Genomic DNA, 18,440 nt, shown 5'->3' on the forward strand with positions numbered 1-18,440 from the left:
CGCGGCGCGGTGTGCCCCTCGACCGGGTCGGAGGCCGGGACCCGGCGCGCCGCGCTCACCGGCGGGGCGGCGCCTGGCGGTGGTCGTCGTGGCCCCAGCGCCGCGCGTCGGGCACGTCGAGCGCGTCGCACAGGGCGTGCCAGACGACGCGCGGCTCGACGCCGTCCTCGAGGGCCTGGGCGGCCGTCCGGTCGTCGAGCGCGGACAGCACCTGCTCACGGACGTAGGCGCGTCCCAGGGACGCGCCGAACACCTCGTCGACCAGCTCGGAGAACTCGCGGTAGCGCACGGCACCAGCCTCCCACGGACGAGGGGCGGGTCCACCCCCTCCCCGCCCGGACGGGCCCGGCCCCGCGGCGGGCGACGCGTCCCGGTACGCGGCGCCGACGTGCCGACGCGGCGCTCGGCCGCCGTCCCTCGCGCGGGCGGCACACCGGTCTCCCGTCGCGCGGCGCGTGTGGGTGGGCGCGACGACAATGAGCGGGTGACCACGGACCCGCTCGCGCGCTTCGCCAGGCCCACGCGCTCCTGGTTCTCGGGCGCGTTCGACGCCCCGACCGCCGCGCAGGCGGGGGCGTGGGACGCGGTGTCGAGCGACCGGCACGCGCTCGTCGTCGCCCCGACCGGGTCGGGCAAGACGCTCGCGGCGTTCCTCTGGTCGCTCGACCGGATCATGGGCGCGCCGAGGGCCGGCGAGGAGGTCGCCCGGGAGCACCGCTGCCGCGTCGTGTACGTGTCGCCGCTCAAGGCGCTCGCCGCCGACGTCGAGCGCAACCTCCGGTCGCCGCTCGCGGGCATCCGGCAGGCGGCGGTGCGCCTCGGGCTCGAGGTGCCGGACGTCGTCGTCGGCACGCGGACGGGCGACACGCCCACGAGCGAGCGGCGTCGCCTCGCGACGCACCCGCCGGACATCCTCATCACGACGCCCGAGTCGCTGTTCCTCGTGCTGACCTCGCAGGCCCGTGCGGGTCTCGCGGGCGTCGAGGCGGTGATCGTCGACGAGATCCACGCCGTGGCGGGGACCAAGCGCGGCGCGCACCTCGCCGTGTCCCTCGAACGGCTCGACGCCTTCCTGGAGGCGCAGGGCCGACCGCCCGCGCAGCGCGTCGGGCTCTCGGCGACGGTCCGACCCGTCGAGGCCGTCGCGACGTTCCTCGGCGGCCACCGCCCGGAGGCGGAGGCCGGGCGCGAGGTGGTCGTCGTGCAGCCGCCCGCGAGCAAGCGCATCGAGGTCGACGTCGTGGTGCCCGTCCCCGACCTCGCGGACCTCGGCACGGCCGCGCTCGTGCCCGACACCTCGAGGCGGACGGCGGCGGGGGCAGACGATCCCGGTGGGCGTGCCACGGCGCCGGGGACGACCACCGACGGCCTCCCGCCCCTGCCCCCCGGCGAGCCCGACCTGTCGGGTCCGGCGACCTCGCGGCCCACCGGGGCACCGGGCGTCCGCCCTCCGCGGCCGTCGGTGTGGCCGCACGTCGAGGAGCGCGTCGTCGACCTCGTCGCCGACCACCGCTCCACGCTCGTCTTCACCAACTCGCGCCGGGGCGCCGAGCGGCTCACGGCGCGCATGAACGAGGTGTGGGCGGAGCGTCAGGGCGAGGACGTCCTCGACCCGGGGACGGTCACCGCGGCCCAGGTGCAGGCCCAGTCGGGCGCGAGCTCGGGCGTCGAGCCCGTCATCGCCCGCGCGCACCACGGGTCGATGAGCCGCGCCGAGCGCACGCGCACGGAGACCGAGCTCAAGGACGGACGGCTGCCCGCGGTCGTCGCGACGTCGAGCCTCGAGCTCGGCATCGACATGGGCGCGGTCGACCTCGTGGTGCAGGTGGGCGCCCCGCCGTCGGTCGCGTCCGGGCTCCAGCGGATCGGCCGGGCGGGGCACCAGGTGGGCGCCGTGTCGCACGGCGTCGTGTTCCCCACGCACCGGGGCGACCTCGTGCCGTCGGCCGTCGTGGCCGAGCGCATGCGCACCGGGGGCATCGAGGAGCTGCACGTGCTCGCGAACCCGCTCGACGTGCTCGCGCAGCAGGTGGTGGCCATGGTCGCCGTCGACGAGTGGACGGTGGCGGAGCTCGCGACCGTCGTGCGCCGCAGCGCGCCCTACGCCCACCTGGGCGACGCGTCGCTGCACGCGGTGCTCGACATGCTCGCGGGACGCTACCCGAGCGAGGACTTCGGCGAGCTGCGCGCACGGATCGTGTGGGACCGCGCGTCCGGGCGGATCACGGGTCGTCCCGGGGCGCTGCGCCTCGCCGCGACGAGCGGCGGGACGATCCCCGACCGCGGGATGTACGGCGTCTTCCTCGCGACGGACTCCGGGACCGTCGCGGGCGACCCGGACACCGCGGGCGGCCGGGCGCCGCGCGGCGGGAAGCGCGTCGGCGAGCTCGACGAGGAGATGGTGTACGAGTCGCGCGTCGGCGACACGTTCACGCTCGGGTCGAGCACGTGGCGCATCGAGGACATCACGCACGACCGCGTGCTCGTGACCCCGGCGCCGGGCATCCCGGGGCGCCTGCCGTTCTGGAAGGGCGACTCCCCCGGCCGGCCCGCCGAGCTCGGCCGCGCCCTCGGTGCCTGGGTCCGCGAGACCGACACCCTCGCGGCGGACGACCACGACGCCGCGGCCGACCGGCTGCGCTCCGCGGGGCTCGACGCGTGGGCGAGCGACAACCTGCTCGCCTACCTCCGCGAGCAGCGCGACGCGACCGGCCGCGTCCCGGACGACCGGACGGTCGTCGTCGAGCGGTTCCGCGACGAGCTCGGGGACTGGCGCGTCGTCGTGCACTCGCCCTACGGGGCGAAGGTCCACGCCCCGTGGGCGCTCGTGCTCGCCGCGCGGCTGCGGGAGCGGTACGGCGTCGACGCCGCCGCGATGCACGCGGACGACGGCATCGTCCTGCGCCTGCCCGACACCGGAGACTCGTGGCTCGAGGGGTCGAGCGACGGGACCGGCGGGCTCGGCGGCGACGCGCCGGTCGTCCCCGTGGAGGACCTGCTCCTCGACCCCGACGAGGTCCTCGACGCGGTGCGCGACGAGCTCGGCGGGTCCGTCATGTTCGCGTCCCGGTTCCGCGAGGCCGCGGCGCGCGCGCTCCTGCTCCCCCGGCGTCGCCCGGACCGCCGCCAGCCGCTGTGGCAGCAGCGCCAGCGCTCCGCCCAGCTCCTGTCGGTCGCGTCGCAGTACCCCGAGTTCCCGATCGTCCTCGAGGCCGCGCGCGAGTGCCTGCAGGACGACTTCGACGTCGCGGCGCTCACCGACCTCATGCGCGACCTCGCCGCCGGGCGCGTGCGCCTCGTCGAGGTGACGACGCCGACGCCGTCGCCGTTCGCGCAGTCCCTCCTGTTCGGGTACACGGCGCAGTTCCTCTACGACGGCGACGCCCCGCTCGCGGAGCGGCGGGCGGCGGCGCTGTCTCTCGACCCGACGCTGCTCGCGGAGCTGCTCGGCGGGGACGGCGTCGCGGCCCAGCTCGCCGACCTGCTCGACCCGGCGCAGATCGAGCGGACCGAGGCGGAGCTCGGCGCGCTCGCGCCGGAACGCCAGGCCCGCCACGCCGAGGACGTGTGGGACGTGCTGCGGCGCGTCGGCCCCCTCACGGACGCCGAGGTCGCGGCCCGCACGCGCGAGGACGTGCGGGCGGGCGCACAGGCATGGCTCCGCGAGCTCGAGGCGGCCCGGCGCGTGATCCGCGTCCGGCTGGCGGGCGTCGTCCCCGAGCGGGCGGTGCAGTGGGCCGTCGTCGAGGACGCCGGGCGACTGCGCGACGCGCTCGGCGTCGCGCTGCCCGTCGGCATCCCCGAGGTGTTCACCGAGCCCGTGCCCGACCCGCTCGGCGACCTCGTGCGGCGCCACGCGCGCACCCACGGACCGTTCACCGCGGCGGACGTCGCGGCGCGGCTCGGCCTCGGCGTCGCCGTCGTGGCGCAGACGCTGGAGCGGCTCGAGGCCGCCCGGATGGTCGTCCGCGGTCGCCTGCGGCCGGAGTCGATCGGGGGCACCGGCGACGACTGGTGCGACGCCGAGGTGCTGCGCGTGCTGCGGCGCCGCTCGCTCGCCGCGCTGCGCGCGGAGGTCGAACCGGTGGCGTCCGAGACCCTCGGCGTCTTCCTCCCGCGGTGGCAGGGGCTGGGTGCGCTGCGCGGGGCCGACGGCCTCCTGCGCGTCGTCGAGCAGCTCTCGGGGGCCGCCGTGCCCGCGTCGGCGCTCGAGACGCTCGTCCTGCCGTCGCGGGTCACGGACTACACGCCGACGATGCTCGACGAGCTCACGACGACCGGAGAGGTCGTGTGGTGCGGCCACGCCCCGCTGCCCGGCTCAGGCGGGGGCGACGGGCTCGTGAGCCTCCACCTGGCCGAGTGGGCGCCGCTCACGCTGCCGGACCCCGGTCCCGCGCCGGAGACCGGGCTCCACGCGACCCTCCTCGACCTGCTCGACGGCTCGGGCGGCTACTTCCTCCCGCGGCTCGCCGAGCGGGCGGGCGCCGAGGTCGGGCCGACGCTCGAGGCGCTGTGGGACCTCGTCTGGTCGGGGCACGTGACCAACGACGGGCTGGGCTCGTTGCGCGCCCGGCTCGGCACGGGCGGTGGTGCGCACCGCGCCCCCCGGGCTCCCGCGCGCGCCCGTCCGGTGGGGCGCGGCCGGTTCGCAGGCCTGCGGCCGCCGACGTCCCCGGACACCACGCTGCGCGGCGGAGCGGGCCGCTGGTCGGCGCTGCCGCCGCGCGAGACCGACCCGACCCGGCGCGCGCACGCGCTCGCGCGCGTGCTGCTCGACCGGCACGGGGTGCTCACGCGCGCCGTCGCCCCCGCCGAGGGTGTCGCGGGGTCGTTCCGCGCGGTGTACCGCGTGCTGAGCGAGCTGGAGGCGACCGGGGCGGCGCGGCGCGGGTACTTCGTCGAGCACCTCGGCGGTTCCCAGTTCGCGCTGCCGGGCGCGGTCGACCAGCTCCGCACCGACGCCCAGGACCGTGAGCGGGCGATCGAGTCCGCCGCGGCCCGTGGGTCCGGCACCGGGCCGGACGGCCCGCCTCGGCCGCGTCCCGACGACGGCACGTCGCGCGGGGGCCCTCGCCCGGGCGCGGTGCTCCTCGCGGCGACCGACCCCGCCAACCCCTACGGGGCCGCGCTGCCGTGGCCCGCGCGACCGGCCGCGGCGAGCCCGGGGCCGGGCACCGCGGCGGCCGCGCCGGCCGGCGGCGGAGCGCCGTCGGATCGTGCGGCGACCAGTGGCGAGGCGTCTCGCGGGCACCGCCCCGGGCGCAAGGCCGGGGCCGTCGTCGTGCTGAGCGACGGCGACCTCGCCCTGTACGTCGAGCGCGGAGGACGGTCGGTCCTCTCGTTCGTCGACGGCCCGCGGCTCGCGGAGGCGAGCGCCGAGCTCGTCCGCGCGGTGCGCGCGGGCCGGCTCGGCAAGGTCGTGGTGCAGCGGGTCGACGGCGTCGAGGCGCTGGCCGGGGCGGGCACGACGGCCACGTCCGCCGACGAGGCGGTCCGTGCCCTCCTCGACGCCGGGTTCCGCGCGACGCCGCGCGGTCTGCGGGCGGCCTGACGTGGCACCCCTGCGATCACGACCCGGTGGGAGCCGCGGACGCCCGCCGAGCATCGGGAGGGACGGCCGTGCCCGAGGGTGACATCCTGCGGCTCGTGTCCGCGCGTCTGGACGAGGCGCTCGCCGGGCGTGCGCTGGTGCGCGCGGAGCTGCGGTGGCCGACCGCCGCGGAGGTCGACCTCACGGGCCGCACGGTCGTGGCGAACGTCCCGTACGGCAAGCACCTGTTCACGCGGCTCGACGACGGTCGGTCGCTGCACACACACCTGCGCATGGAGGGGTCGTGGCGGATCGCGCGCACGGGCGCCCGGGACGCGCGCGCCGCGGAGCCGTCGGTGCGCGTGGTGCTCGCCAACGCGTGGTGGACGGCAGTCGGGAACCGCATCGGGATGCTCCACGTGCTGCGCACCGCCGACGAGCCGACCATCACCGGCCCGCTCGGCCCCGACGTGCTGGCCGACGACTTCCCCACGGAGGGGGTCGCGGAGGCCGTCGCGCGCCTGCGGGCGGACGACGCCGCGGGCGGCACCGGGCCACGGCACCGGCCGGGCCGGGAGAGGACCGGCGTCCCGGTCGCGGAGGCGCTGCTCGACCAGCACCTCGTCGCCGGCATCGGCACGATCTACACGGCCGAGTCGCTCTTCGCGGAGCGGATCTACCCGTGGACGCCGGTCCGGGACGTCGAGGACCTCGCGGGCGTGCTCACGACGGCACGAGCGCTCATGCAGCGCACCGTCCGGCACGGGTTCGACCCCCGGGCCGGCGTCGTGCGTCACGTGCACGCGCGCACACGAAAGGCGTGCCACGTCTGTGGCACGCCTGTCGCAGAAGGTACGGCGAACGAGCCGCCGTACGAACGTCCGGTCTTCTGGTGTCCCTCGTGCCAGGCGCCGCCCGCGAGCGGGTGATCGCGGGCGTCTCTGCCCGGCACCTGCTCCGGGGCGGCCCCGGCGTGGACCGTCAGCCGACGGGCTGCAGGTCCTCTCGTCGTGCGGTGCCGTCGGGGTTCTGCCGCCCGAGGACCGCGGTCGCGAAGTCTGCCGGGATCGTGTCCGGGATGAGCAGACCCTCGGCGACGGCGACCCGGTCGCTGACCTCGCGCAGCACCAACGACATCGGGATGTCGAGCGCCTCGCAGATCGAGCCGAGGAGCTCCGACGACGCTTCCTTCTGACCGCGCTCGACCTCGCTGAGGTAGCCCAGCGAGACCCGTGCGGCGGAGGACACCTCTCGCAGGGTGCGCCCCTGTCGCTGGCGAGCGTCTCGCAGCACGTCCCCGATCTCTCGTCGAAGAACAATCATCTGGCGACCCCCTTCCGTGTCCCGTGCGCCCCCGGGAGCCGGTGAGGCCCCCACCGGGGTGCGCGTACTGCTCGTGCCGGTCTTCCTGTTCACTGCCCCGCGTGACGGGGTCGTCCTACCGTACCCCGCCCGCGGTCCGCTCACGTCTCCGGTGCGGCGTGCCGGACCGGCCGTCGGCGCGTTGTCCGTGCGGCCCACCGGTCGGTTGACGGTCCTGTTGGCGATCACGTGCTGTGCAACGTCCCGACGTGGGGCCTTGTTCCCGCACCCCGCCGCCCGGCGAACCCCCGCGGCACGTTCACGACCTCTCCACCTGCACCTCCCGGACCGGGCTCTGCGGGCCGCTCGGGCGACCACGGTTCACCCGCGGATTTCACCCCGCCGGTCCGCGGAGGGCCGGTCCTCCGTCACCGTGCGCGCGAGGTCGACCGCCGCCGCGACGGTCCCGGCGCGGACCGCCGCGCGCTCGCCGTCGAGCTGCAGCCGCCGTACGTGCGTCCCGCGGGGCCCGCTCGCCGCCACGAACACCGTGCCCGGTGGTCGGCCGTCCTGCGGGTCCGGTCCCGCGACGCCCGTGGTCGCGACCCCCACGTCCGCGCCGAGCACCTCCCGTACCCGCTCCGCCATCTGGCGCGCGACGTCCGGGTGGACCGCCCCGTGCGCGGCGAGGAGCTCGCCGTCGACCCCGAGCACCGACTGCTTGACGTCCGTCGCGTAGGCGACGACCGCGCCGCGGAGCACGCGCGACGCGCCCGGGACGTCGACGATCGTCGCGGAGAGCAGCCCGCCCGTGAGCGACTCGGCGGTCGCGAGGGTCCACCCGCGCGCCTCGAGCGCGGCGAGGAGGCCGACGACGTCCGGTCGTGCGACCAGGGGCCCCGCGGCCTCGGCGTCGCGGGCCGCTCCCGTCATGACGCCGACGCGGCGCCCGGCGTCGCCCCGCGCTCGGCGAGGCGGGCCGCGCGGATCGCGTCGCGCCGCAGCCGCCAGCCCTGGTAGGCGTACTCCACGCCCGTCACGACGGTGACGAGGATCGCCGCGGCGAGCACCACCCACGCGACGACGCCGATCCACGCGGGCAGGTGCGCCAGCGGGAGGAGGAAGAGCGTGATCGCGACCGTCTGGAGCACGGTCTTGAGCTTGCCGCCGCGGGACGCGGGCATGACCGCGTACTTGAGGACCGCGAACCGCAGGAGCGTGACGCCGAGCTCGCGCGCGAGCACGACCACGGGCACCCACCAGGGCAGCACGCCGAGGGGCCACGCGAGCAGGACGAGCGCGGTGCCGACGAGCAGCTTGTCCGCGATCGGGTCGAGCAGCTTGCCGAGGTCCGTGACGAGGTCGTACCTGCGCGCCAGGTAGCCGTCCAGGCGGTCCGACGTCGCGGCGAGGACGAAGATGCCCGTCGCGACCAGCCGCCACGTGACGGACTCCCCGCCGTCGACGAGCAGCGCCCACGCGAAGAACGGGACGAGCAGGATCCTCGCCATGGTGACGAGGTTCGCGGAGTTCCACGGCGAAGGGACGGCGGTGACCACGCCACCAGCCTAGGGGGTGCTCAGGGGTGCCCCGACCGGCGACCGCTCGTCGCGGCGCCGATCCCGGGGCCGCTCCGGTCCCACCCCGTGCGCCCTCAGCGCCAGCCTGACTCCACGTCCGCCCCGTCGTGGTAGTCCGTCGCCACCGGCGGCATGTGCCCGTCGGTGCCCTCGCCGTAGTCGTGCCCCGTCCCGCCACCAGGCGCCGCTGCGGACGCGGGGGCCTGGCCGTCGAAGACGTCCTGTGCCGGCTCGCCGCGGATCAGCGCGAGCGCGGACGGCAGCTCCTCGGGCGAGACGAGGACCTCGCGCGCCTTCGACCCCTCGGAGGGGCCGACGATCTCGCGCGACTCGAGCAGGTCCATGAGGCGGCCGGCCTTGGCGAACCCGACGCGCAGCTTGCGCTGGAGCATCGACGTCGAGCCGAACTGCGACGTCACGACGAGCTCCGCGGCCTGCAGCAGCAGGTCGAGGTCGTCGCCGATGTCCTCGTCGATCTGCTTCTTCGCCGCGGCCTGCGTGACGTCCTCGCGGTACACCGGCTTGAGCTGGCCCTTGACGTGCTCGACGACGGCGTGCACCTCGGACTCGGAGACCCACGCGCCCTGGACGCGCATCGGCTTCGCCGCGCCCATCGGGAGGAAGAGGGCGTCGCCCTGGCCGATGAGCTTCTCGGCGCCCGGCTGGTCCAGCACGACGCGCGAGTCCGCGAGCGAGGAGGTCGCGAACGCGAGGCGCGACGGCACGTTGGCCTTGATGAGGCCGGTGACGACGTCGACCGACGGCCGCTGCGTCGCGAGGACGAGGTGGATGCCCGCGGCGCGCGCGAGCTGCGTGATGCGCTGGATCGACGCCTCGACGTCGCGCGGCGCGACCATCATGAGGTCGGCGAGCTCGTCGACGACGACGAGCAGGTACGGGTACGTGGCGATCTTGCGCTCGGAGCCCGGCAGCGGCTTGACCTTGCCCGAGCGCACGGCGGCGTTGAAGTCGTCGATGTGCTTGTACCCGAACGCGGCGAGGTCGTCGTACCGGGCGTCCATCTCGCGCACGACCCAGTCGAGCGCCTCGGCGGCCTTCTTCGGGTTGGTGATGATGGGCGTGATGAGGTGCGGGATGCCCTCGTAGATCGTCAGCTCGACGCGCTTCGGGTCCACGAGCACGAGGCGCACCTGCTCGGGCGTCGAGCGCATGAGGATCGACGTGATCATGGAGTTGATGAAGCTCGACTTGCCGGCGCCCGTCGCGCCCGCGACGAGGATGTGCGGCATCTTGGCGAGGTTCGCGACGACGTAGCCGCCCTCGACGTCCTTGCCCACGCCCATGACCATGGGGTGCTCGGTCCGGCGCGCCGCCGACGAGCGGAGCACGTCGCCGAGCACGACCGTCTCGCGGTCGGTGTTGGGGATCTCGATGCCGATCGCCGACTTGCCGGGGATCGGCGCGAGGATGCGCACGTCCGCGCTCGCGACGGCGTAGGCGATGTTGTTCGAGAGCGACGTGATGCGCTCGACCTTGACCTTGGGGCCGACCTCGACCTCGTACCGCGTGACCGTGGGGCCGCGCGTGAAGCCGGTGACCTTCGCGTCGACCTCGAACTGCTCGAAGGTCTGGGTGAGCGCCTCGACGACCCGGTCGTTCGCGGCCGAGCGGACCTTGTGCGGCGCGCCCTTCACCAGGGAGTCCTCGTTCGGCAGGAGGTAGACGGTGTCGCCCTCGAGCATCGGCTGGACGCCGCGCGGCAGCGGGCTGCTCGGCGGGGGCGGCGGGACGCTGCCCGCGCCGTCGCCCGGGGCGGGGGCGACGGCGCCCATCGCGGCTGCCGCGGTGTCCTGCGCGAGGCCCTGCCCGACGGCGGGCACCGCCTCGGTCGGCGCGGTGCCGGGTGCCGGGTCGTCGCCGCGGCGCTTCTTGCCCCGGCCGCGAGGGGAGTCGTCCTCGTAGTCGAGGAACGCCGCCGTCTCGAACGCCTCATCGCCCGAGAACCCGCCCTCGGGCTTCTCGATCTCGGCGGCCTCCGCCGCGCGCTGCGCCTTGGTCTTCCGGGGCTTGCGCGGGCGACGACCCGCCGGCACGTCCGTGCCGTCGTGACGCGAGACGCCCTCCGCGAGCGCGAGGCCGTCGGCGTCCAGCTCCTCGTCGTCCGCGCGGTGGTTGCCCGTGAGCACGTCGTAGAGGCCGCGCAGCCGGCTCGGGATCCGGTGCACCGGGGTCGCGGTGACGACCAGCAGCCCGAAGAACCCGAGCAGCAGGAAGATGGGCACCGCGAACCAGGGCGTCAGGCCGGTGGTCACGGGCGTCGCGGCGAGGTAACCGACGATGCCGCCCGCGTCCTGCACGGCCTCGAACCCGTCGCGCGGCGCCGGGAGGTCCTCGGAGATGTGCACGAGCGAGCACACCGACACGACGATGAGGGTGAGGCCGATCGCGACCCGCGAGTTCGCCTGGGCGCGCTCGGGGTGGCGCATGATGCGCACGGCGAGCCAGAGCAGGAGCACGGGCACCGCGACGCCCGCGAGGCCGAACGTGCCGGCGACGACGCCGTGGACGACCAGGCCGAACGTGCCCTGGATGCCCCACCACTCGCGGGCCGCGACGACGACCGCGAGGGCGATGAGGAAGAACGCGACGCCGTCGCGCCGGTGTGCCGGGTCCAGCTCTCTTGCTCCCTTTCCGATGGTGCGCACGAGCGCTCCGAGGCCGTGCGCGGCGCCGAGCCAGACCGCCCGCACCGCGCGGACGGGCCACGGCGGACCCGACGCGGGGCGCCGCGCGGGCCGGCGCGTGCCGGAGGAGGAGGACCGCCCGCGACCGGTACCGGCGCGCGACGTGCCGCGGGCCGAGGACGAACCGCCGCGCGCCGAGGTGCGGGGCGCTGGCGTGCGGTTGCTCGCGGTCCGACGTGCCTGCGGGGACGTGCGGGTCGCCATAGTGGTCCTAACCTACCTGCGGGGGACGACACGGACGCGGACCCGGCGGCGCGTGTCCCGGCCGGGACGCGACCGGGCCACGACCCGTGAGCGACCACCCGTGACGAGGACCGGTGGCGGACGAGGACCGGAGGCACCGTGCACGAGCCCACGCACGCCGGGCGACGCGACGTACCGAGCGACCGACCGAGCGGCCCACCGGCCGGCCCGGACGGCATCGCGCCGCTCGGGGCGACCACCGCGCCGCGAGCGCGCGACCTCGTCGAGGTGGCCCCCGGCGTCTGGGTCGCCACGGCGGAGATCTGGACGACGACGTCGACCGTGGTCATCGCGCCGGACGGCGACGCGCTGGTCGTCGACCCGGCGGTGACGGTCGCCGAGGTCGAGGGGCTCGCCGCCGCGGTCCGAGCGCGCGGCTGGCGCGTGACCGCCGGGTTCGCGACGCACCCGCACTGGGACCACGTGCTGTGGTCGCCCGCGCTCGGCGACGCGCCCCGCTGGGCGACGGCGCGCACCGCCGACGCGACGCGGCGGCGGCGGGCCGCGGTCCTCGCGTCGGCCGACGCCGCCGCACCCGGCCACGACCCCGCGCTCGTGGGGACGCTCACCCCGCTCCCCCGCGGCGCACGACGGGTCCCTTGGCCCGTCACCGCGCCGGAGGGCCCGGGGCCCTCCGGCCTGGGCACGGTGACCGTCGTCGAGCACGACGCCCACGCACCCGGCCACGCCGCTCTCGTGGTGCGCACGCCGCACGCGAGCGTGCTCGTGGCGGGCGACATGCTCTCAGATGTGGAGGTACCGCTCGTCGACACCGACGCCCGGGACCCCGTCCGGGTCTACCGGGGCGCGCTCGACGCGCTCGAGCTCGCCGCGCGCGACGTGGACGTGCTCGTCCCCGGCCACGGGAGCCCTGCCGTCGGTCGCGCTGCGGTCGCCACGCGCTTCGCGGCCGACCGCGCCTACCTCGACGCGCTCGACGCGGGGGTCCGGCAGGGCACGGCCGTGGACGACCTGCGGATCGCCGGGTACGTCGCCGGGTGGCACGCCGACCAGCTCGACGCGCTGCGCTCCCGCTGACGCTCTCACGGCCGCCGACCGGCCCGTGGTCGTCGGGGCCGCCTCAGTCGTCGAGCCCGAGCTCCGTGGACCGGGCGAGCGCCGCGTCGAGCGCCTGCTCGTCCGTGACCAGGCGGTGCAGGTGCCGGGCCGCGGCATGCAGCGCGTCGAGGTCCGACCCGTAGACGCTCACCATGCCGCCCTCGGGGTCGAACCCGACGGCGTCGAGGACGCTCGGCTCGTGGTCGGTCAGCGTTGCCTGGAGCGCGCCGGAGAAGTCGTACCCGGAACCCTCGACGCCGCGACGCTCGAGAGCGTCCCGGTGCTGATGCCACTCCGGCCCGCCGGGCGAGTAGATGACGCTCCATCCCTGGGCCTGGGTCACGAGGCGGACGGGTTCGAGCGGGGCGAAGTCCTCGGCGGTGGTCATGCGGGAACCGTAGCGGTGACCACCCACGACGCCGCAGCGGACCTCCGGGGACGCCGGCCGAGCCCGGGATCCGCCGTCGTCACCCGAGGAAGAGCCCGATCGCGAGCGTCACGACGCCCGAGGCGAGGACCAGGCCGCCGGCCGGGAGCAGCACGACGGCCCGGTTCGGCGCCTCGCGCCCCGAGCCCACGGCGGAGAGGAAGAACCCGGCGGGCAGGAGGATCGCGGCGACGAGCACCCCGGTGGCCGCGAGCCACCGCCAGAAGCCCGTGAGGTCGGTGGCCTCCGCGAGCAGCAGGCACACGAGACCCAGGACGACGAGCACGCCCGCGTGCGCGTGCCCGGCGCGGAAGAAGGACGTCTGGAAGCCCGTCGCCGACACGCGCCGCGTGACGACCTTGACGAGGAACGCGCCGCCGGACTCGATGCCGACGACCGTGAGCAGGACGATGCCGGCGGTGATGCGGGCGGCGTCGGTGAGCTCGAGCACGGGAACCTCCGAGGTGGGACGGGCAGGACGACCCGGGCACCGCGCGCCGTCCGGGTTTACGAACACTGTTATAGAACACCGTTCGCATACTCGGGTCAAGCCCCCTAGACTCGTCGCGTGGCACGACCCCGACTGCACGACGACGCGCTGCGCGACCGCCTCCTCGACGTGACGTCGCGCGCCCTCTCCGAGCACGGCGAGGGCGCGGTGACGGTGCGGTCGGTCGCGGTGGCCGCCGGCACGAGCCCGTCAGCGGTGTACGCGCTCTTCGGCAGCCGCGACGACCTCGTCGCCGCCGTGTCCGCCGAGGGCTTCCGGCGCTTCGCCGCCCACCTCGCGGCGGTCGAGCGGACCGACGACCCGGGAGCGGACCTCGCCGCCCTCGGCCGCGCGTACCGCGCCTTCGCGCTCGCGGACCCGCACTTCTACGCCGTGATGTTCGCGCGCGGCGTGCGGCCCGGCGCTGACCGCCCCCGCGCCGTCGAGGAGGCGACCTTCCTCGTGCTGCGCGACGCCGTCGCGCGCCTCGCGCCCGACGCGGGGGCCGTCGACGACGTCGCGCTCGGGCTGTGGGGCCTCGTGCACGGCCTCGTCTCGCTCGAGATCGCCGGCCTCGTCCCCGGCGACGACGCGGAGCGCACCGCGCGCTACGGCGCGACGCTCGCCGCCGTCGGCCCCGGGCTGGTCCGCAGCGCCGGGACGTGACGGCCCCGGCCCCGAGACGTGAGAAGTGGCCCCCGCCAGACCGACGGCAGGGGCCACTTCTCGCTTCTCGCGCCGGCGAACGACGTCGCCGGTCAGGCCTCGACGACCACCGGGACGATCATCGGGCGGCGCCGCAGGCGGTTGGAGACCCACCGCCCGATGACGCGGCGCATGACCTGCTGGAGCTGGTGCGTGTCGGTCGCGCCGCCGGCGATCGCGTCCTCGAGCGCCTTGACGACCTCCGGCTGGATGTCCTGGAACACCTTGTCGTCCTCGGCGAAGCCGCGCGCGAGGATCTGGGGGCCGGCGAGCACCTTGCCGGTCGCGGAGTCCACGACGGCGAAGACGGACACGAAGCCCTCCTCGCCGAGGATGCGCCGGTCCTTGAGCTCGGCGTCGGTGATCTCGCCGACGCTCGACCCGTCGACGTACACGTACCCGCACGGCACCGCGCCGACGACCGACGCCTTGCCGTCGACGAGGTCGACGACGACGCCGTCCTCGGCGAGCACGACGCGGTCCGCGGGCACTCCCGTGCGGACCGCGAGCGCCCCGTTCGCGACGAGGTGACGGACCTCGCCGTGCACCGGCATGACGTTCTTGGGCTTGAGCACGTTGTAGCAGTAGAGGAGCTCGCCCGCGCTCGCGTGCCCGGACACGTGCACCTTGGCGTTGCCGCCGTGCACGACGCGCGCCCCGAGCCGGGTGAGCCCGTTGATGATGCGGAACACGGCGTTCTCGTTGCCCGGGATGAGCGACGACGCGAGGATCACGGTGTCGCCGTGGCCGACCTGGACCTTGTGGTCGCCGTTGGCCATGCGCGACAGCGCCGCCATGGGCTCGCCCTGGGATCCGGTGCACATGAGCACGATCTCGTCGTCGCGCAGCGAGTCGACCTTCTTGAGGTCGATGAGCACGCCCTCGGGCACGTGGAGGTACCCGAGCTCGGCGGCGATGGTCATGTTGCGGACCATCGAGCGCCCGACGAGCGCGACACGGCGCCCGTGGTGGTGCGCCGCGTTGAGGACCTGCTGCACGCGGTGCACGTGCGAGGAGAACGACGCGACGATGATGCGCTTCTCCGACGCCGCGAAGACGTTGTCGAGCACCGGGCCGATCTCGACCTCGGGCGTGACGAACCCGGGGACCTCGGCGTTGGTCGAGTCGACCATGAACAGGTCGACGCCCTGCTCACCGAGGCGCGCGAACGCGCGCAGGTCGGTGATGCGCCCGTCGAGCGGGAGCTGGTCCATCTTGAAGTCGCCCGTGTGCAGCACGGTCCCGGCGCCGGTCGTCACCGCGACCGCGAGCGCGTCGGGGATCGAGTGGTTGACGGCGACGAACTCGCAGCGGAACACGCCGAGCTGCTCGACCTGGCCCTCCTTGACCGCGAGGGTCACGGGCGAGATGCGGTGCTCCTTGAGCTTCGCCTCGACGAACGCGAGCGTGAGCTGCGACCCGACGAGCGGGATGTCGCGGCGCAGGCGCAGCAGGTACGGGACGGCGCCGATGTGGTCCTCGTGGCCGTGCGTGAGGACGATCGCCTCGATGTCGTCCAGCCGGTCCGCGATGTAGTCGAAGTCCGGGAGGATGAGGTCGACGCCGGGCTGGTTGTCCTCGGGGAAGAGGACGCCGCAGTCGATGACGAGCAGGCGCCCGTCGTACTCGAGGACGGCCATGTTGCGGCCGACCTCCCCGAGCCCGCCGAGGGCGACGATGCGCAGCCCTCCGATGGGGAGCTCGGGAGGCAGGGAGAGTTCGGGGTGGGGATGGCTCACGGGGCCTCCTGTCGTGGCTGAGCCGGGGGTTTCGAGGGCTCCTGCCCTCGCTAGTTCGTGGGTGCGGCAGCGCCGGCGGGCACGCCCGCGGCCGCGAGGGCGTCGCGGACCAGCGCGACGTCGTCCTCGGTCGCCGCGACGTTCGGCAGGCGCAGGAACCGGTTGTCGGTGATGCCGAGCAGCTCGACGGCGGCCTTGGCCATGACGGCCTGGAAGCCCGCGCCGTTGAGCGCGTCGATGACCGGCGTCGTGGTGAGGAAGACGTCGAGCGCGCCCGCGTGGTCGCCCGCGTCGAAGCGGCGCACGACCTCGGCGAACGGTCCGGCCACCACGTGCCCGGAGACGGAGACGATGCCGGCCGCGCCGTGCGCGAGGAACGGCAGCAGCAGGCCGTCGTCGCCGCTGTAGAACGCGAGCCCGGTCGCGGCGGCGAGCTTGGCGGCGGCGTACACGTCGCCCGTCGCGTCCTTGCTCGCGACGACCCGGTCGTGCGCCGCGAGCCGCGCGTACGTCGCGGGCGCGATCCGCACGCCCGTGCGGCCGGGGACGTCGTAGAGCATGACGGGGAGGTCGGTCGCGTCGGCGATCGCCGTCACGTGCCGGTACACGCCCTCCTGGCTGGGGCGCGAGTAGTAGGGCGAGACGACGAGGAGCCCGTCGGCCCCGGCCTCGGCCGCCTGCTCCGCCATGCGCAGGGCGTGGTCGGTGTCGTTGGACCCTGCCCCGGCGACGACCGCCGCGCGGTCGCCGACCGCGTCGACGACGACGCGCACGAGGTCCTGCTTCTCCGGCGCGTGGGTCGTGGGCGACTCGCCCGTCGTGCCGCTCAGCACGAGGCCGTCGTTCCCGTCGTCCACCAGGCGCTTCGCGAGCCGGGCCGCCGCCGCGAGGTCGACGGCGCCGTCGGGCGTCATCGGGGTGACCATGGCCGTGAGGACGGCACCGAACGGGCGCGCAGGGGTGGCGGGAAGGACCATGTGCACAAACTACCGTGCGGCGGGTCCCCGCACCGCGCCCGTCCAGGCGCGGGACCGCCCCGCGCGACCGCCGCCCGGGTGCGGCCCCGCGACCCCGAGGGCGATACTCGGAGCATGTCCCGCCCCGCCTCGACGTCGAACCTCTCCCCCGCGCTCGTCGCGCACGTGCCCACGGGGCTGCTCGTCGACGGGCACTGGGGCCCGGCGGAGGGGGGCCGGACGTTCGAGGTCGAGGACCCGGCCACGGAGGAGTCCCTCTTCGACGTCGCCGACGCGAGCCCCGCCGACGCGCTCCGCGCGCTCGACGCCGCGCACCGGGCGGCGCCCGCGTGGCGCGCGACGCCCCCGCGGGAGCGCGGCGAGGTCCTGCGCGCGGTCTACGACCGGGTCGTCGCGCGCGCCGACGACGTCGCCGCGCTCATCACGGCCGAGTGCGGCAAGCCGCTCGCCGAGGCGCGCGCCGAGGTGCTCTACGGCGCCGACTTCCTGCGCTGGTACGCGGAGCAGGCGGTGCGCGCCGACGGGCTCGCCCGCACCGCACCCGCGGGCGGCAACCGGCAGCTCGTCTTCCGTCGCCCCGTGGGCCCGGCGCTGCTCGTCACGCCGTGGAACTTCCCCATCGCGATGGCGACGCGCAAGATCGGGCCGGCGCTCGCCGCGGGCTGCACCGTCGTGATCAAGCCCGCGCGGCTCACGCCGCTGACGACGGCGCTCGTGGCCGAGGTCATCCGCTCCGAGCTCGCGGACCGCGGTCTGCCGACCGGCATCGTCAACGTCGTCCCGTCGTCGCGCGCGGCGGACGTCACCGAGCCCCTCCTCGCCGACGAGCGCCTGCGCAAGCTGTCGTTCACGGGCTCGACGGCCGTGGGGCGCACGCTCCTGGAGAAGGCCGCGCCCCAGGTGCTGCGCACCTCGATGGAGCTCGGCGGCAACGCGCCGTTCCTCGTGTTCGCCGACGCGGACCTCGGCGCCGCGGTCGAGGGCGCGCTCGTCGCGAAGCTGCGCAACGCGGGCCAGTCGTGCGTCGCGGCCAACCGATTCCTCGTGCACGACGCCGTCGCGCGCGAGTTCGCGCAGCGGCTCGCCACCGCGTTCGAGGACCTGCGGGTCGGTCCGGGCGCGCAGGACGGGACGCAGGTCGGCCCGCTCATCGAGGCGAAGGCGGTGGACAAGGTCGCCGAGCTCGTCGACGCCGCGTCCGACGGCGGCGCGCAGGTCCTCACGGGCGCCGACCGGCCGCGGTCCACGGGGTACTTCTACGCGCCGACCGTGCTGTCCGGCGTCGACCCGGACGCGCGCGTCGTCACCGAGGAGATCTTCGGGCCGGTGGCGCCGGTCGTCGCGTTCGGCGACGACGACGAGGGCCTCGCGCTCGCGAACGCGACCGAGTACGGCCTCGCCGCCTACGCGTACACCGCCTCGCTCGACCGCGCCGTGCGCGTGTCCGAGGAGGTCGAGGCCGGGATGATCGGCATCAACCGCGGGATGGTGTCGGACGCGAGCGCGCCGTTCGGCGGGCTGAAGCAGTCGGGCCTCGGCCGCGAGGGCGGGGAGGCGGGTCTCGAGGAGTACCTCGAGACCGTGTACGTCGCGCTCTGACGCGGGACGTCGACACGACGCCCGCGGGGCCGGCGGGCGTGTCCGGCACCGTGGTGACCGACGACGTGCCGACGCCGCACGTTG

Annotated in this window: 14 protein-coding genes; 5 read left to right on the forward strand and 9 right to left on the reverse strand. The window is 75.7% G+C overall.

From position 1 onward, the window contains the following. Positions 1–55: 55 nt before the first annotated feature. The gene (locus ABWU78_RS03260; RefSeq protein WP_087471778.1) at positions 56–289 is read right to left on the reverse strand and encodes a DUF3046 domain-containing protein; all 234 of its coding nucleotides are present in this window, start codon (positions 287–289) and stop codon (positions 56–58) included. Positions 290–484: 195 nt separating this feature from the next. On the opposite strand from ABWU78_RS03260, the gene ABWU78_RS03265 reads away from it, so the two are divergent. Together ABWU78_RS03265 and ABWU78_RS03270 are read left to right on the forward strand one after the other, a co-directional pair. Further along, positions 485–5,551 carry an Lhr family helicase gene (locus ABWU78_RS03265; RefSeq protein WP_439157535.1) on the forward strand — a complete coding sequence of 1,689 codons (5,067 nt, stop codon included), beginning with the start codon at positions 485–487 and terminating at the stop codon, positions 5,549–5,551. Between the two features lie 68 nt (positions 5,552–5,619). Beyond that, positions 5,620–6,459, forward strand: a complete 840-nt coding sequence (locus tag ABWU78_RS03270; protein WP_439157536.1) for a DNA-formamidopyrimidine glycosylase family protein — start codon at positions 5,620–5,622, stop codon at positions 6,457–6,459. A gap of 52 nt (positions 6,460–6,511) precedes the next feature. Here ABWU78_RS03270 and ABWU78_RS03275 read toward each other — a convergent pair whose 3' ends face one another. From ABWU78_RS03275 to ABWU78_RS03290, 4 genes are all read right to left on the reverse strand, one after another. After that, positions 6,512–6,853 (reverse strand): helix-turn-helix domain-containing protein, encoded by a 342-nt coding sequence (locus ABWU78_RS03275; RefSeq protein WP_024840578.1) that lies wholly within the window; start codon positions 6,851–6,853, stop codon positions 6,512–6,514. Positions 6,854–7,213: 360 nt separating this feature from the next. Then, positions 7,214–7,765 carry a CinA family protein gene (locus ABWU78_RS03280; RefSeq protein ID WP_439157537.1) on the reverse strand — a complete coding sequence of 184 codons (552 nt, stop codon included), beginning with the start codon at positions 7,763–7,765 and terminating at the stop codon, positions 7,214–7,216. After that, entirely contained in the window at positions 7,762–8,391 is a 630-nt protein-coding gene (gene pgsA, locus ABWU78_RS03285) for a CDP-diacylglycerol--glycerol-3-phosphate 3-phosphatidyltransferase (protein WP_253051323.1), read from the reverse strand. Before pgsA ends, ABWU78_RS03280 begins: the two co-directional genes overlap by 4 nt. 95 nt (positions 8,392–8,486) lie before the next feature. Next, positions 8,487–11,321 (reverse strand): FtsK/SpoIIIE family DNA translocase, encoded by a 2,835-nt coding sequence (locus ABWU78_RS03290; RefSeq protein ID WP_253051322.1) that lies wholly within the window; start codon positions 11,319–11,321, stop codon positions 8,487–8,489. A gap of 138 nt (positions 11,322–11,459) precedes the next feature. On the opposite strand from ABWU78_RS03290, the gene ABWU78_RS03295 reads away from it, so the two are divergent. Beyond that, entirely contained in the window at positions 11,460–12,398 is a 939-nt protein-coding gene (locus tag ABWU78_RS03295; RefSeq protein WP_353706739.1) for an MBL fold metallo-hydrolase, read from the forward strand. Between the two features lie 43 nt (positions 12,399–12,441). Here ABWU78_RS03295 and ABWU78_RS03300 read toward each other — a convergent pair whose 3' ends face one another. Then, positions 12,442–12,807, reverse strand: coding sequence for an Imm51 family immunity protein (locus ABWU78_RS03300; protein WP_353706740.1), 366 nt, complete (start codon positions 12,805–12,807; stop codon positions 12,442–12,444). A gap of 79 nt (positions 12,808–12,886) precedes the next feature. Continuing rightward, entirely contained in the window at positions 12,887–13,297 is a 411-nt protein-coding gene (locus ABWU78_RS03305) for a hypothetical protein (protein WP_439157538.1), read from the reverse strand. A 117-nt stretch (positions 13,298–13,414) separates the two neighbouring features. Between ABWU78_RS03305 and ABWU78_RS03310 the strand changes: the two genes are divergently transcribed. Beyond that, a complete protein-coding gene (locus tag ABWU78_RS03310) occupies positions 13,415–14,002 on the forward strand; it encodes a TetR/AcrR family transcriptional regulator (protein WP_439157539.1) in 588 nt (195 codons plus the stop codon). A gap of 92 nt (positions 14,003–14,094) precedes the next feature. Here the strand turns inward: ABWU78_RS03310 and ABWU78_RS03315 are convergent, their stop codons facing one another. Continuing rightward, positions 14,095–15,780 (reverse strand): ribonuclease J, encoded by a 1,686-nt coding sequence (locus ABWU78_RS03315; RefSeq protein WP_439157540.1) that lies wholly within the window; start codon positions 15,778–15,780, stop codon positions 14,095–14,097. 50 nt (positions 15,781–15,830) lie between these two features. Next, positions 15,831–16,757: a 4-hydroxy-tetrahydrodipicolinate synthase gene (gene dapA, locus ABWU78_RS03320; protein ID WP_439157541.1), complete on the reverse strand. Its 927-nt coding sequence runs from the start codon at positions 16,755–16,757 to the stop codon at positions 15,831–15,833. 114 nt (positions 16,758–16,871) lie between these two features. Here dapA and ABWU78_RS03325 point away from each other — a divergent pair, with 114 nt between their 5' ends. After that, positions 16,872–18,356, forward strand: a complete 1,485-nt coding sequence (locus ABWU78_RS03325) for an NAD-dependent succinate-semialdehyde dehydrogenase (RefSeq protein ID WP_439157542.1) — start codon at positions 16,872–16,874, stop codon at positions 18,354–18,356. Positions 18,357–18,440: the final 84 nt, after the last annotated feature.

The organism is Cellulosimicrobium sp. CpK407 (assembly GCF_051844275.1).
Classification (GTDB): Bacteria; Actinomycetota; Actinomycetes; order Actinomycetales; family Cellulomonadaceae; genus Cellulosimicrobium; species Cellulosimicrobium cellulans_G.

Coding starts and splice junctions, on each gene's coding strand:
- ABWU78_RS03275 (WP_024840578.1), bottom strand. CDS start 6,853: ATGATTGTTCTTCGACGAGAGATCGGGGACGTGCTGCGAGACGCTCGC.
- ABWU78_RS03280 (WP_439157537.1), bottom strand. CDS start 7,765: ATGACGGGAGCGGCCCGCGACGCCGAGGCCGCGGGGCCCCTGGTCGCA.
- ABWU78_RS03290 (WP_253051322.1), bottom strand. CDS start 11,321: ATGGCGACCCGCACGTCCCCGCAGGCACGTCGGACCGCGAGCAACCGC.
- ABWU78_RS03300 (WP_353706740.1), bottom strand. CDS start 12,807: ATGACCACCGCCGAGGACTTCGCCCCGCTCGAACCCGTCCGCCTCGTG.
- dapA (WP_439157541.1), bottom strand. CDS start 16,757: ATGGTCCTTCCCGCCACCCCTGCGCGCCCGTTCGGTGCCGTCCTCACG.
- ABWU78_RS03325 (WP_439157542.1), top strand. CDS start 16,872: ATGTCCCGCCCCGCCTCGACGTCGAACCTCTCCCCCGCGCTCGTCGCG.